Origin of the sequence: Enterobacter soli ATCC BAA-2102 (assembly GCF_001654845.1) — a bacterium.
Taxonomy (GTDB): Bacteria; Pseudomonadota; Gammaproteobacteria; order Enterobacterales; family Enterobacteriaceae; genus Enterobacter; species Enterobacter soli.
This window is the reverse complement of the sequence record NZ_LXES01000038.1, coordinates 200199-214853: the sequence shown is the minus strand read 5'-3', so window position 1 is coordinate 214853 and position 14655 is coordinate 200199. Positions and strand designations below refer to the sequence as shown.

Genomic DNA, 14655 nt, shown 5'->3' with positions numbered 1-14655 from the left:
GCGACCCCCTCAAAATTAAAATGGATTCAGTGCCTGAAATTTACCGCTTAACGCTTTGTTTTCCGGGAACGCCAGATCGCCGTGTTTACTGGTGGATAGCCCAAGTGCTACCAGCGATTCGACCATCTTCACCGCCGCGCTCACGCCGTCGATCACCGGAACATGCAGCTCACGCGTGAGCTCCTGGGCAAGCGTTGCCATGCCGCCACACCCCAGCACAATTGCGCCGCAACCATCCTCTTTCAGCGCCTGAATACAGCGTGCGCGGACCTTTTCCTGTGCCAGACCGCTGCCGTCTTCCAGTGCCAGCACCGGGAGATCGATCGCGTGCAGGGCTGCGCAGTGATCATGAAAGCCATACTGGTGCAGCAGGTGCCGGGCGATGATCAGCGTGCGCGGCAGCGTGGTAACAATCGAAAATCGTGTCGCCACCAGCGTCGCCATATGCATGGCGGCTTCTGCGATACCAATCACCGGCCCCTGCGCCAGCTCACGCGCAGCCAGCAACCCCGGATCGCCAAAGCAGGCGATAACGTGGCCATCCACGCCCTGCTGCCTGCCTTTCTTGATTTGTTCGAGCACCCCTACGGCCGCAATGGCTTCATCAAAGTGTCCTTCAATCGACGGCACGCCTTCATCCGGGCACACCGCGAGGATCTCCGTGCCCGGCGCTGCCACCGCGCGTGCTGCCGCGCCGATGGTTTCCGTCATTCCACGGCTGGTGTTGGGATTGATCACTTGTATACAAACAGACGACATTACGACTCCTTGTGGCCGGCAAACAGCCGGGCAAAATCAGGAAGGCACTCGCCCGCCCGTTCAAAACAGAGGCTGGCGACGATATGTTCAAAATGGTGCATTAAGGCATCGCTGAGCGGCTGGAGCGCTTTCTGGCGCAGTAGCTCAACAAGCTGTTCGTGATCGTTGCAACGGCAACCCTGGCGCCACGGCGCACCCCATGTGGCTATCACCAGTGAGGAACGCTGGCTAAGGCTTGTCACCATCTCCGTCAGTACCTGGTTGCCGGAAATGGCCTGAAGCTGGATATGGAAATTGGCAGAGTGGCGGATCGCCGCCGGGCCGTCGTAAGCCTCGTGTGCCTGCTGCTCCTGGCCAATAATAGCTTCCAGCGCAGCAAGGTGCGGCGGCTGGCAGTGGGCCAGCACGTCCGGCAGATTGGTGACCTCCAGCAGAGCGCGCGTACGAAAGATGTGCTGTGCCTCTTCCACCGTCGGGCTGGCGACATGTGCACCACGTTTGGGCGTTAACGTGACCATTTGCACAGTCGCGAGTCGTTGCAGCACCTTGCGGATACCCGTACGGCTCACGCCGAAGACCTCGGCCAGCGCCTCTTCCGGCAATTTACTTCCAGGCAGCAACTGATGTTCGACAATCGCGGTCATCAGCGCCTGAAAGATGGATTCGTCTTTGTCTTGCAGGTCTGGCGCGGCGTGCAGACTGTTTACGTTGTTCATTACCCACTCCACTTTTTACTTTTCGCTATCGAATCGTATACATAAAAATAAAATATTGCATACAAGATTTATTATTTTGGCCTGGATCCTGCAACACCGTTTGCACTCCCACTTAACGGGTTTTCATTCACAGGAGCAGGTTTCATGCCAAATACACAAAACGCGCAGCAAGGTTCGGCCGCTGATTCCGGTGCGGTATACAGCCCACGGCTTTGCAATGAGGATCTGGCACCAACGCGTGACCAGAACTGGAGCTGGTACAACATCTTTTCTTTCTGGATGTCCGACGTGCACAGCATGGGGGGGTATGTGGTTGCCGCGAGCTTCTTTACGCTCGGGCTGGCAAGCTGGCAGGTACTGCTTTGCCTGCTGGTGGGGATTTGTATTGTGCAGTTGTGCGCCAACCTGGTGGCTAAACCGAGCCAGATGGCCGGCGTGCCTTACGCGGTGATCAGCCGTCAGGCATTTGGCGTTTTTGGGGCGAACATTCCGGCGGTGATCCGCGGGCTAATCGCCTTTGCGTGGTACGGCATTCAGACCTACCTGGCCGCCAACGCCCTGATGCTGGTGGCGCTGAAATTCTGGCCTTCTCTGGCGGCACTGACCACCGGTTCGTTCCTTGGCCTGTCGCATCTTGGCTGGATCTGCTTTTCCATTATGTGGGTGTTGCAGGCGATGGTCTTCTGGCACGGTATGAGCGCCATTAAGCGTTTTATCGATATTGCCGGCCCGGCGGTCTATGTGGTGATGCTGGCGCTTGCAGGCTGGATTGTATACAAGACCGGCTTTGACGGGATCTCCTTTACCCTCGCCAGCAAATCCCTGAGCGCGGGCGAGCAAACCTGGCAGATGATCACCGCCACGGCGCTGGTGGTGTCCTATTTCTCCGGGCCGTTGCTCAACTTTGGTGACTTCTCGCGCTACGGCAAAAGCATGGGCGAAATTCGCCGTGGAAACCGCTGGGGCCTGCCGTTTAACTTCCTGCTGTTCTCCATCGTTACCGTGGTGATTGTCTCCGGCACGCAGTCGCTGTTTGGCCGCATGATCACCGATCCGATTGAAACCGTCAGCCGCGTGGGCAACGATCTGGCCGTGGCCATTGGCCTGCTGACCATGATCACCGCCACCATCGGGATCAACATCGTGGCGAACTTTGTCTCCCCGGCATTCGACTTCTCTAACTGCTCGCCGCAGAAGATCAGCTTCCGCACCGGGGGGATGATTGCGGCTGTCGGCTCGATCCTGTTAACCCCGTGGAACCTGTTCAACTCGCCTGAGCTTATCCACTACACCCTGGACGTGCTCGGCGCCTTTATCGGCCCGCTGTTCGGCATCCTGATTGCCGACTTCTACCTGATTAAGCGCGGGAAAGTCTCTGTAGATGACCTGTTCGATGACACGCCAAAAGGGAAATACTGGTATCGCAACGGCTTTAACCCGAAAGCCATCGGCGCGCTGGTTCCGTCCGTTGCCGTAGGCCTGGTGATTAGCTTTATCCCGGCCCTGCATGAAGTGGCGAACTTTAGCTGGTTTATCGGCGTCTTCCTGGGCGGTGTGACCTACCGCTGGCTGGCGCGTGAAGACCGCGAAGCGGCTACCGCCCCGCAATTTAACTCCCGCGTGGCGACGCAAAAAGAGTAATCCTTTCACCTGGCCGCAGACCTTCTGCGGCCTTTCTCAAGCTGGCACCCTTTTTGCTCGTACTCATGACCCCGCTACGCAAACAATAAGGCAGGAACCATGATGGATTACCAGACAGCGATCCGCGGTGCATTTTTCGATGTTTCCCAGGTCTGTGACAGCGCAGAGGCTATCCCCCGCCACGCCCGCTATCTTGACGATGGGCTGCTGTTTATTCACAACGGTAAAATTCTGGCGCAGATGAGCTGGCAGGAGGGCGAGCAATTCCTTGCCCCGTACAAAGGTTACACTGACCTGCGAGGCAAGCTGCTGCTGCCCGGCTTTATCGATACCCACGTCCATTATCCCCAGACGGAGATGATTGGCGCATTTGGCGAGCAGCTGCTGGAGTGGCTGACGACCTACACCTTCCCGGTGGAGAGCCTGTTTGCCGATGAGGCTTACGCGAAGGAGATCGCGGAATTTTTTATTAACCAGCTGATAAGCCACGGCACAACCACGGCGCTGGTGTTTTGCACCCTGCATCCCGAATCTGTCGATGCACTGTTTACCGAGGCATTGCGCCTCAACATGCGGCTGATTGCCGGGAAAGTGATGATGGACAGGCACGCGCCTGACTACCTGACTGAAACCGCCAAACAGAGCTACCGGCAAACGCGGGAGCTTATCCAGCGCTGGCACCACCGCGGACGCTTAGGCTATGCCATTACGCCACGCTTTGCGCCAACCTCTTCCCCGGAACTGCTCGCGGCGGTGAGCCTGCTCAGAGAGGAGTTTCCCGATACGTGGATGCAGACCCATCTGAGCGAAAACCCCAACGAAGTAGCGTGGGTGAGCGATCTGTGGCCGGAGCACGAACGTTATCTGGATGTGTATCACCACTACGGCCTGACCGGCGAGCGCAGCGTGTTTGCTCACGGCATTCACCTGCACCACAGCGAGTGGCAGTGCCTGCACGACACCGGTTCCGCCGTGGCGTTTTGCCCAACCTCCAACCTGTTTCTTGGCAGCGGGCTGTTTCGTTTACCCGCCTGCTGGCAGCACAAGGTGCGGATGGGCATTGGCACCGACGTCGGGGCCGGCACCACTTTCAGCATGTTGCGTACGCTGGGTGAAGCCTACAAAGTGGGCCAGTTGCAGAGCTACCGCCTGCAAGCCTGCGAAGCGTTTTATCACGCCACCCTGGGGGGCGCGCACGCCCTGCGACTGGACGATAAAATTGGCAATTTTGCGCCGGGCAAAGAGGCCGACTTTATCGTTATCGACCCGGCCGTGACGCCGCTTCAGCGCCTGCGCAACGGCCGCTGCAAAGATATTTACGAGCAGCTCTTTGTGCTGATGACGCTCGGCGATGAGCGCAATATCAGCGAAACCTGGGTCAACGGCGAGCAGGTGTGGTCAACTGCCGCGGTAGGTTGACCACCCGCCTGGCGCAATCACAAACGGCAGATGATAGTGCTCATCTGCCGCCTCTTTAGTCACAAAATCAATCTGCGCACAGGGGTAAATCGTCTCGCGCCCGGTCTGAGTAAACCAGGCACCAATGTCGGCCACCAGCCGGTAACGGCCTGCAGGCAGGTGCGCCATGAATTCCGTAATGCGCCCGGCGCTATTGGTCGTCCCGGTGGCAATCACCAGCCCGTCCCGTTCCAGACGCACCGTCACGCCCTGGGCGGGTTTTCCTGTCGAAATATCCAGAATATGGGTGCTTAAGGTGCTCATTCGCCAATCACTCCTTCCAGCCGTAATAAGGTAATTTCCCGCAGTTGTTCCAGTGCGGCCTGCACTTCCTGCGCGTTGGTGTTTTTCAGCCGCCCTTCCAGCGCCTGTAAAATGTCTTCACCGCTGCGCCCCTTCGCGCGGATCAGAAACACGCGCCCAAAGCGCGCCTCGTAGCGGGCATTGCCTTCCCGCAATGCCCGGGCGAGCGCCGCGTCGTTCTCATTAACGGCCCCCTGCTCCTGGCGCGAAAGCGCTGCCTCAGCTTGCGTACCCGCGGGTTTCTCGCCGATACGCGGATGCGCGCTCAGGGCAAGCGTCAGGGCATTTTCATCCCACTGCTGTGCTAATGCACTGGCGGCATCGAACAGCGCATCCCGGCTGGGGTAAGGACGCCCGCGCACCAGTGCCTCGGCCCAGGCGGGGATCGCCACGCAGGGAAGTAGGTGTGCCAGCGCGTCTTCATACCGCTGTTGATTAAAGTCATGCAGTGCCGTCATGGTCGCTCCGTTGAAATTATCCTTTCGCCATGTTGCACAAAACACGCCACTCTTATGCCGGGTGTGAAACAGTTGATTCCGTAGCGCAAAACTGGAAATTATTGATTCATAAACAGGCACTCTCACCATCGTAACGCACCTTAACAGTGCATAACGGCCCGTCACAACGCCCTTTTCTCCACTCTGCATCCTGGTACGCAAATTGCTCACTCTCATGACACCCTGCAAAAGGAGATAAGCATGAAAGCGATTGTCATTGGGGCGGGAATTGGTGGTCTGAGCGCGGCCGTGGCGTTAAAGAAAGCCGGGATTGACTGTACCGTCTTTGAGGCCGTGAAAGAGATCAAACCCGTTGGCGCGGCCATCTCCATCTGGCCCAATGGGGTGAAATGTATGAAGCATCTTGGTATGGGGGAGATGATCGAAACCTACGGCGGGCCAATGCGTTTTATGGCGTATAAGGATCACCTGCGCGGCGATACCCTGACCCGTTTCAGCCTTGCTCCGCTGGTGGCACGCACCGGCGGTCGCCCTTGCCCTGTCTCGCGGGCTGAATTGCAGCGCGAAATGCTCAATTTCTGGGGGCGAGACGCGGTGCAGTTTGGTAAGCGTGTTGAACGCGTCCGCGAAGATGACGCGGGCGTGACCGTCACCTTTACCGATGGCACCACGGCAACGGGTGATTTTCTGATTGCCGCTGACGGTAGCCACTCGGCGGTGCGCCCGTATGTGCTGGGGTATACCCCGGAACGCCGCTACGCCGGATACGTTAACTGGAATGGTCTGGTGAAGATCGACGAGGACATTGCTCCTGCTCATCAGTGGACCACGTTTGTCGGAGAAGGCAAGCGCGTCTCGCTGATGCCGGTCTCTGGCGGGCGTTTCTATTTCTTTTTCGATGTCCCGCTCCCCGCGGGTCTGGCGGAAGATCGTCTTACCCTTAAAGCCGATCTCAGCGGCTATTTCCGCGGCTGGGCACCGCCGGTGCAGAAGCTTATCGCCGCGCTGGATCCTGAGACGACCAACCGCATCGAAATCCACGATATTGAACCATTCGACAGCCTGGTGCGCGGCAACGTGGCGCTGCTGGGCGATGCGGGACACAGCACCACGCCGGATATCGGCCAGGGCGGTTGTGCCGCCATGGAGGATGCCGTGGTGCTGGGCGACTGCGTGCGCGACAACCACAACATTGCCCTGGCGCTGCGCCAGTACGAAGCGTTGCGCTGCGACCGGGTTCGCGACCTGGTGCTGAAAGCCCGCAAACGTTGCGATATCACCCACGGTAAAGATATGGCGCTGACCCGGGCCTGGTATCAGGAGCTTCGCGAGGAGACCGGCGAGCGCATTATTAACGGTCTGTGCGACACCATTCAGGGCGGCCCATTAGGCTGAACACAGGAGTGACAACCATGATAAAACACCCAACGCCACCAGCCCATTGCACGTTTGAGCCAGAGGACTGGCTGCGTCTGGCAAAATGCTGGCACCCGGTTGCCCGGGCGTGCGACATCGGCCCGGCTCCGGTTAAAGCCACTCTGCTGGATGAACAGCTGGTTATCTACCGGATTAACGACCAGGTGGTGGTCGCCCGGGACGTTTGTCCCCACCGCGGCGTGCCGCTGACGCTGGGCTTTCACGATGAACACGGGATTATCTGCCCCTATCATGGCTTACGCTTTGGGGAAGATGGCCGCTGTAACCGTATACCCTCCAGCCCCGACCAGCCCGTACCGGCGAAACTAAATCTGATTAACTACGCCGTTGAAGAGCGCTTTGGCCTGATCTGGACCTGTCTGGCGTTTGACCCGGAAAACCCGGTGCCGCTGCCTACCATGCCGCACTGGGATGACGACGGTTTTCAGCAGATCAACTGCCCGGCGTTTGAGGTAAACGGCTTTGCCGGTCGCCAGGTCGAGGGGTTTCTCGATGTCGCCCATTTCGCGTGGATCCACACCTCCACCTTTGCCGACCCGGATAACCAGCAGGTGCCCGCCTATCAGCCGCAGGAGACCGGCTTTGGCTTTGTCGCCGATTACTGGAGTTCGGTGAGTAACTACCCCGCCAGTTCGGATGTGCAGGCACCAGAAGGTTTCGAATGGCTGCGTCATTTTGAGATGCATCTGCCATTTACCGCCACGCTGACCATCCATTTTCCCGGCGATGCCCGACTGGTGATCATGAATGCCGCCTCGCCCGTGTCATCACGCGTAACGCGGATGTTCGCTCCTATTGCGCGTAACTTTGACCTGCATATTCCGGTGGAAGATGTTCATGCCTTTAATCTGCGCATCTTTGAGGAAGATCGCCTGATGGTGGAAACCCAGCGCCCGGAAAGCCTGCCGCTGGATTTAACCCTCGAAGCCCATATTCCTGCGGACAGAAGCTCTATCGCCTACCGCCGTGGGTTGAAAAAGATGGGCTTTGGCGAATTTTTCCTGGTATGACGGAGGGACAAGATGAGCGAGATGCTGAGCGTTATTGTTGACGGGCTGTGGCGCCAGGGCGACAAGAGCCTGGCCGTCAGGCTGGTGGCAGACAACGGCGGAACCCTGCCTGGCTGGCAGCCCGGGGCGCACATTGACGTGCATCTGCCCTGCGGGATTATTCGCCAGTATTCTCTGACCGGGGCGTGTGGGGATGAAAGCTATCTTATCTGCGTCGGGCGAGAAACGGCGTCACGCGGGGGTTCGCGTTATATCCACGAGACGCTGCGACCGGGGCAGAAGCTCGTTATCTCCTCTCCGCGCAATCTGTTTCCGCTTCATCAGGCAGACCGGGTTGTGCTGCTGGCGGCGGGGATTGGCATTACGCCGCTGTATGCAATGGCCCTTCAGCTTGAGGCTTCTGGCACGCCATTTACCCTGCACTATTACGTTAAAAAACGTGAAAACGCGGCGTTTGTCCGTGAAGTGTCGGATGGGTGGCGTAACGGCGAGTGCATCATTCACGCCTCCTGCGAGGGAGAAAGCCCACGCGCGCGGCTTAGCCAGGATCTGCCCGCAGCGCATGACGGGTTACATGTATACACCTGCGGCCCACTCGAATTTATGGCCAAAGTCCGTGACGTAGCGGCCGGGAAAGGCTGGGCAGCAACGCATATCCACAGTGAGGCATTCCAGCCCGTAGCCCCCACTGCTAACGCACACACTGGCGATGTGTTTACCGTCACCCTGGCATCAACCGGAGAACGCTGGCCCGTGCCTGCGGATAAAACGATTGCTCAGGTTTTGCTGGAAAATGGCGTGGCGGTCCCGCTGTCCTGCGAGATGGGGATTTGTGGCGCATGTCTGACGCCGGTTATCGACGGCGTGGTGGACCATCGGGATACCGTGCAATCGGCAGAGGAGAAAAGCGCACGGGATCAGCAGGTGGCGCTGTGCTGCTCGCGGAGCCATTCGGGGGAGCTGGTGATTGGATTGTGAGGTGTTGGCGGGAGCAAAGGTTGATATAAATGACTTGCTCCCCCGTTGATTAATACACCCTGATGTTAGTAGCGTCTGGTACGAAGCGGACAATCTTCTGGAACTGAAGGTCTGCTTTGAGCGAAAAGCGGACATTAAAAATCTGGTAGATGAGGGACAGTTTAATAACTTGACCTGAAGTGTACTTAAGGTTTTAGAGTAAAAGCTATTGGCTCCGGATAGGTAAATCATAAATATGAAAGAGATAGATGTTGGTTTTACGCACGTCGCTTTTGTCGTAAGAGAATTAGATAAAAGTATTGCGTTTTATGAGCGCTATGCCGGTATGTCTGTTGTCCACCGGCGCGAACCTGATGTTCCGGATGCACGTAAAGTGGCATGGCTAAGCGATCACACTCGCCCATTTGCGCTTGTTTTAGTTCAGGCGGACAACGTGACTGACACCCCGTTGGGTCATTTCGGCCATCTGGGCATTGCCTGTGCCGACCGCGAAGAAATTGACAGGAAAATAGGTATGGCTCGAGTTGAGGGCGTGTTACGAAAAGAGCCTGAAGATGCTGGAGAACCTGTGGGTTATTACGTTTTCTTCGCGGACCCTGACGGTAATACTCTGGAGCTTTCTTATGGACAACAAGTTGGGCTCGAAGTAATTCGAGATCTTACATCTTACTAATCAGTATGTTAGAAGATTATTTATACTCTGAATTCTTTTCCAGGTAGGGAGTAACCTGTATGGAAGAATGGTTAATACCCGACATGAGCGAAGAACGGAAGTTCTGAATGCTACTAACATTGAGATGCCTTGAGTCATAACAAGCAAGTCACTATAGTTGGCTTAAGGATAATGACCAATTTCAGTTGATAACTAATAATTAGCTACTAAGTTACACCATAACGAATAATGGAAATGTTTTACTATAATAAAAATGTGGTTTTGAGGGGTTAGGGATTAAACTTATATGAAATTTTATAGCATAGATTATCTACAAATGCAGTCTAATATCAATGACTATTTAAAATACATAGTTATATTTAGTACTTTATTTATCTTGATCGTTGTTTTTAGCCTGTATATGCGTCATCGCCTGCAAACCAAATATCGTGACTTAACAATCATAGTTTTCTTGTTTTTGCTCTTCATTTCGGGTGTTCAATATGCTGATTATACTGATAGTCAAAATATACATTCCCAATCCTCACAAATGGTTAATTTTGTTAGGCTCCTATCACAAAAAAAAGATGTGAATGTAAATGCTATATTTTCCAGTTCCGTACAACTCTCTGATGGCATTATCGTTAAAATTAGTGATGTTTTTTATCGCGTCAATTTGAGCCCAGATCAAAAAACATACAATTTAGTAGAGGTTTCGTTAGTAAACCCAGAAATAGAAATCATAACAAACTGAGGTGTGGAAATGATAATTTATTTACCTATCATTATCAAGTTGGGACTGGGGATATTGTGTTTAATTGTTCAAATAAATCTTATGGGGAAAGGAAATCTGGCCCCCTCATCTGCAATGGACCAGGTTCAAAACTATGTGCTGGGGGGAATTATAGGAGGCGTAATTTACAACGAATCTATAACGGTCCTTCAATTCATTCTGGTCCTAATCATATGGACCCTCTTGGTCTTTGCTCTTAAATTCCTAAAGGAAAACAACCGATTAATTAAAAGGATAATTGATGGCAAACCGATTACCTTAGTACACAATGGCAGTGTTAATGTTAAGGAGTGTTTACGGAATGGCGTTTCTGCAAATGACCTGATGTTCAAATTAAGAGCAAATGGAATTTATGAGATAGAACAACTAAAACGCGTCGTTCTCGAACAAAATGGGCAATTAACCATCATACAAAGTGGCGATGAAAATATACGCTACCCAATTATAGTGGACGGTTTGGCCAACCATGACCTGTTAGAAATCCTTAATAAAGACAGCGAATGGTTAGAAACTGAAGTTACAAAGAAAGGCTTCAGTAAAATCAGTGAAGTATATTTAGGCGAGTACTTGTCGGGTAGGATTAATTTATACGGATATGAAAAATAACATCCAAAAATCAACACCATTTTATCAGGAGGCAGCCATTTCTGGTGTGCCTCTGCCTGAGAACACTGACATTAACGTCCGCTCCTGGCACAAAGCTGACATTTGAGTTTTGCCCACCCCGGATGTCTAAACTTAGTTTTGGCACTCATAGTAGCAGTTTGATCCAGAGGTCGAATTTTAGATTGGGTCATATTTGGGTTATTGCCTTATCATTATGACCACTGACAGATTCGCCACCGCAAGTTCTCTTCGGGCTTTTTAGCTCCGTGCAATAACCATCTTCCAGATACAAAACCCGGTCCGCAGATGCAATAGTTTCCGGGCGATGGGCAATGAGCAGGACAGGTAGTCCCAGCTTTCGTAGCGTCTGACTTATTTGAATTTCACTCTCAACATCAAGGTGGCTGGTTGCTTCATCGAGCAACAAGAACCCCGGTGTCTTATACAGTGCTCTCGCCAGAAGAATACGTTGCTTTTGTCCTCCGGAAAGACCTCCACCGGTTTCCCCGATTAATGTCTGATACCCCATCGGCATTGCCATTATATCTCTGTCAATAAGTGCAAGACGGGCACACTGATTCATGCGTTCGGGATCGCGGTCATCACTGAAAAAGATGATGTTATCTGCTATCGAACCCCGGAACAGATGGTCATCCTGCAAAACAGTACCAATGCGTCGGCGTACCCGGAAATAATCAGGGTGGGTATGCGGGATGCCAAATGTTGTGATCGTTCCTTCATCCGGGATATGAATCCCCAGAATGAGTTTAACCAGCGTCGATTTACCGCATCCGGATTTACCCGTAATAGCGACCACTTCGCCTGGCTTCAACGTCAGCGATACGCCGCGGAGAATTGGCTTATTGCTACCCTTATGGCTGAAAATTATATCTGCCAGCGATAACGAAACATCGGTATTTACGGACTCTTTTCCCCGGAATACAAAGGGTAAGGTAGATACCCTGCCATCCTCCTGAACAGGTTGCTGCTGGCCTTCTGTCGGGGTGAGCACAATGTCAGCCAGACGCTCGTTATAAACATCAAGCATACGCCAGGCAAAAAACTTATCCGTCAGGCTGCTGATACTCGAAGAAAAACGCATCTGGTAAGACAAATAAGCCACCAGCATCCCAACGGTAAAGGTACCGTTCAGTACCTCGTCAGCACCTATCCATAAAATAGCCGCCGATACCATACTGCCGGTCAAGGTATGCGCAATGTCATAACACATCAGCAGGCGACTCTGGCGTAAATGTGTATTTCTGCGGGTTACGTTTAAATTTAGCCATGCGGCTTCGCGGTGGGCGGTCACACCGTTTATTCTCAGGCTCAGTATCCCGTTGAGTGTTTCAAGGAAATGCCCGGACTCTCTTGCACCAGCATCCCAGGCATCTTCCGCCGACTGCCGCAGGGAAGGATACCAAAGCGCTCTGAGTACACCGTAAATGATGGCTGCCAGTACCGCGATCAGCGTCATTTCAGGGCTGTATAGCAACATCATGCAGAGGGCTGTCACGACAAGCAGTACATCAAGAATACCTTCCAGTACCTGTGAGGTCAGCGCCTGCTGGATAGTATTTACCGCATCAAACCGGGCATTAATACTTCCCTTACTACGCGCATCGAACCAGGACAGAGGGAGGCGCACCAGATGATGAAACACCCTGGCCGTCCACTGCATATTAAAATTCACGGAGAGGGTGATACTTGCCCACTGACGGGCCAGTGACAGCAGCATCTGAGTCAGCGACAACAGCACCAGGGCAATGATAATGACGGTTAATAGGCCTCGATCGGCGGCCACAAGGACCTCATCGATTACCAATTGGTTGAGAAGAGGACTTCCCAGCGTCAGGAGCTCCAGTGCCAGGGCAAAAATGATAATTCGCGACATTGCAGGGAGCAGACCGGTCGTCTTACCTATCAACTGGCGGAGACGTATTTTTTTTCTTTCATCCCTGACGGTGAAATCGCTGGCTGGCATCAACTCCAGCGCAACGCCGGTGAAGTGCTTACCAGCCTCCTGAAGAGAGAGGGTAACTTTCCCTTTGTCGGGATCATATATAATCAACTGGCTCCCGCGAACCTTATGAAGCACGACAAAATGATTCATATTCCAGTGGAGAATACACGGCAGTGATAAGGATTTCAGATCTTCCGGTTCTAACCTGACCGCACGGGAGGACATTCGGATACCGGCTGCACACTCAATCAACCTTTGAAGGGTCATCCCATGAGTACTGATGCTGAAGCGTTCACGGAGTGTAGGTAAATCCGTCTGCAGGCCATGCCAGCAGGCCATCATTGCCAGGCACGCCAGACCACACTCCGCTGACTCTGTCTGACGAATCAGGTGAAACCGTTTTTTCCCTGTCCAGTTTAGTGATTCCATTACAGTTTTCCTTTCAGGCTCCAGAGCGGTTCTGTCAGCCACTCCCATAAATGACGTGTATCCAGACTGACATCACCCTCAAGCGTCATACCGGGGCGCAGGGTTTCTTTTTTTCCATAAGCCAGGATAAAGGACTTATCCGGTACGACTATGACGCGGTAATGCCCTTCATTCTCCTTCCATGTAACAGGGGATACAGAGAGTAAGTCCGATGGAGTCAGCGTTGTACGGCTGATTTCACGTATAGTGCCGTATTGAACGCCAAACTTCTGATAAGGAAAAGCAGCGAACCGCAGAGCCACACGCTGCCCCGGCTGAATGAACCCGGCATGTTGACTGGTGGCGTAGAGTTCAATCTGCAGGCGTGCGTTGTCAGGCACTACGGTCATTACAGGCTCCGAGGCTCTGACAGACTGCCCCTGTCTGACCAGCACTGCTGCAACGGTACCGGATACGGGCGACGTCAGGGTGAAATTCTCCTGTCCTGCCAGTTCGTCCTGCTGTTGTCTGATCCCCTGAAGCTGTCTGTCCAGTTCGGCTCTACGGCTTTCCCCCTGGACGATGAGGTGATTAAGATCGTCTTCAGCGGCTGTTCTTGTGGTGCTCAACTGAAGAAGTCCCTGACGCTGGTCCTCAACGTTTTGCTGTGTCGCAGAGACATCAATTTGTTTCTGCTGGAACTCTATATCCGAAACGTAATGTGTGCCGGCCAGTATTTTATAGCGCTCCATGACGGAGGTGGCTAGCTGGACCTGACGTTCAGCCAGCATCAGCCGTTGCTCAGCACTTTTAATCTGTGGTTGCAGGGAGGCAATTCGCTGTCGCACTGCTTCCTGCTGCTGACGGTTATCCCGTGATTCCAGGGTCTGCTGAGAGGCCAGCATAGTATATTGTGTCTTCAGGGATTGGCTCATAGCCGCCAGTGTACCGTCCCCCTGTCCGTTGTAATGCTCGCCGCTAATGTGGTAGAGAGATTCCCCGGCGGCGACATGCTGGCCTTCACATGCCGCCAGCCTTGTGACGTACCCGGCATACTGCGGGATTATTTTTATTAATCCGGATGAGGGCATTACAATGCCAGAGAGATGTGCCTTGCGGCTATAGCTCCCATAATAAACAAACGATGCAACACTCAAGGATAAAAAAAATGTTGCAACTGCTATGAAGGACGTACCTGAAGATGATGGAATGATTATATCGCCGTGTGAGGTTTCATTCTGATATTCTAAAGATTCCTTTCTGAACACAACCATATTTGTAATAACCTGCGCATTAAAAAATAAACATCCTCATTTCTGAATACTGGAGGATAGTGAAAGACAAAACCTTTTTAGTTCTGCTGTAAATAATAAAATAGCGAATAGAACTACCTTATATAAAAAACATTGCGCATGCATTATAAAAAATATCAGCAAAGTAATAACCTAGGGAAGTAGTAAGTATTTCTTATAC

General features: G+C 53.3%; 14 protein-coding genes. 8 read left to right on the top strand and 6 right to left on the bottom strand.

Features of this window, described 5'->3' with window-relative positions:
- Positions 1 to 15: 15 nt before the first annotated feature.
- Positions 16 to 759 carry an allantoin racemase gene (gene hpxA / locus M987_RS13525; RefSeq protein WP_014069663.1) on the bottom strand — a complete coding sequence of 248 codons (744 nt, stop codon included), beginning with the start codon at positions 757 to 759 and terminating at the stop codon, positions 16 to 18.
- Entirely contained in the window at positions 759 to 1475 is a 717-nt protein-coding gene (locus tag M987_RS13520; protein ID WP_014069662.1) for a GntR family transcriptional regulator, read from the bottom strand. Before M987_RS13520 ends, hpxA begins: the two co-directional genes overlap by 1 nt.
- 144 nt (positions 1476 to 1619) lie before the next feature.
- Between M987_RS13520 and M987_RS13515 the strand changes: the two genes are divergently transcribed.
- Together M987_RS13515 and guaD are read left to right on the top strand one after the other, a co-directional pair.
- Positions 1620 to 3116 (top strand): NCS1 family nucleobase:cation symporter-1, encoded by a 1497-nt coding sequence (locus M987_RS13515; RefSeq protein WP_014069661.1) that lies wholly within the window; start codon positions 1620 to 1622, stop codon positions 3114 to 3116.
- Between the two features lie 102 nt (positions 3117 to 3218).
- The gene (gene guaD / locus M987_RS13510) at positions 3219 to 4535 is read left to right on the top strand and encodes a guanine deaminase (protein WP_014069660.1); all 1317 of its coding nucleotides are present in this window, start codon (positions 3219 to 3221) and stop codon (positions 4533 to 4535) included.
- On the opposite strand, the gene uraH is transcribed toward guaD, so the two are convergent.
- Positions 4515 to 4838, bottom strand: coding sequence for a hydroxyisourate hydrolase (uraH, locus tag M987_RS13505; protein ID WP_014069659.1), 324 nt, complete (start codon positions 4836 to 4838; stop codon positions 4515 to 4517). The two genes, guaD and uraH, sit on opposite strands and share 21 nt — an antisense overlap.
- A complete protein-coding gene (gene uraD / locus M987_RS13500; protein WP_064555868.1) occupies positions 4835 to 5335 on the bottom strand; it encodes a 2-oxo-4-hydroxy-4-carboxy-5-ureidoimidazoline decarboxylase in 501 nt (166 codons plus the stop codon). The genes uraH and uraD overlap by 4 nt, the downstream gene beginning before the upstream one ends.
- Positions 5336 to 5575: 240 nt before the next feature.
- Here uraD and hpxO point away from each other — a divergent pair, with 240 nt between their 5' ends.
- The 6 genes from hpxO to M987_RS13470 all read left to right on the top strand — a co-directional run bounded on the left by hpxO (position 5576) and on the right by M987_RS13470 (position 10811).
- On the top strand, positions 5576 to 6730 hold the full coding sequence (gene hpxO, locus M987_RS13495) for an FAD-dependent urate hydroxylase HpxO (RefSeq protein WP_014069658.1): 1155 nt from the start codon (positions 5576 to 5578) through the stop codon (positions 6728 to 6730).
- A gap of 17 nt (positions 6731 to 6747) precedes the next feature.
- Positions 6748 to 7782, top strand: a complete 1035-nt coding sequence (gene hpxD / locus M987_RS13490; protein ID WP_014069657.1) for a molybdenum cofactor-independent xanthine hydroxylase subunit HpxD — start codon at positions 6748 to 6750, stop codon at positions 7780 to 7782.
- Between the two features lie 12 nt (positions 7783 to 7794).
- On the top strand, positions 7795 to 8760 hold the full coding sequence (locus M987_RS13485) for a PDR/VanB family oxidoreductase (protein WP_014069656.1): 966 nt from the start codon (positions 7795 to 7797) through the stop codon (positions 8758 to 8760).
- A 235-nt stretch (positions 8761 to 8995) separates the two neighbouring features.
- Positions 8996 to 9433 carry a VOC family protein gene (locus M987_RS13480; RefSeq protein ID WP_014069655.1) on the top strand — a complete coding sequence of 146 codons (438 nt, stop codon included), beginning with the start codon at positions 8996 to 8998 and terminating at the stop codon, positions 9431 to 9433.
- Between the two features lie 286 nt (positions 9434 to 9719).
- Positions 9720 to 10166: a DUF3290 domain-containing protein gene (locus tag M987_RS13475; protein ID WP_014069654.1), complete on the top strand. Its 447-nt coding sequence runs from the start codon at positions 9720 to 9722 to the stop codon at positions 10164 to 10166.
- Positions 10167 to 10175: 9 nt separating this feature from the next.
- On the top strand, positions 10176 to 10811 hold the full coding sequence (locus tag M987_RS13470) for a DUF421 domain-containing protein (protein ID WP_014069653.1): 636 nt from the start codon (positions 10176 to 10178) through the stop codon (positions 10809 to 10811).
- Positions 10812 to 10998: 187 nt separating this feature from the next.
- Here M987_RS13470 and M987_RS13465 read toward each other — a convergent pair whose 3' ends face one another.
- Together M987_RS13465 and M987_RS13460 are read right to left on the bottom strand one after the other, a co-directional pair.
- On the bottom strand, positions 10999 to 13203 hold the full coding sequence (locus M987_RS13465) for a peptidase domain-containing ABC transporter (RefSeq protein WP_014069652.1): 2205 nt from the start codon (positions 13201 to 13203) through the stop codon (positions 10999 to 11001).
- Positions 13203 to 14456, bottom strand: coding sequence for an HlyD family secretion protein (locus M987_RS13460; protein ID WP_014069651.1), 1254 nt, complete (start codon positions 14454 to 14456; stop codon positions 13203 to 13205). The genes M987_RS13465 and M987_RS13460 overlap by 1 nt, the downstream gene beginning before the upstream one ends.
- Between the last annotated feature and the right edge of the window lie 199 nt (positions 14457 to 14655).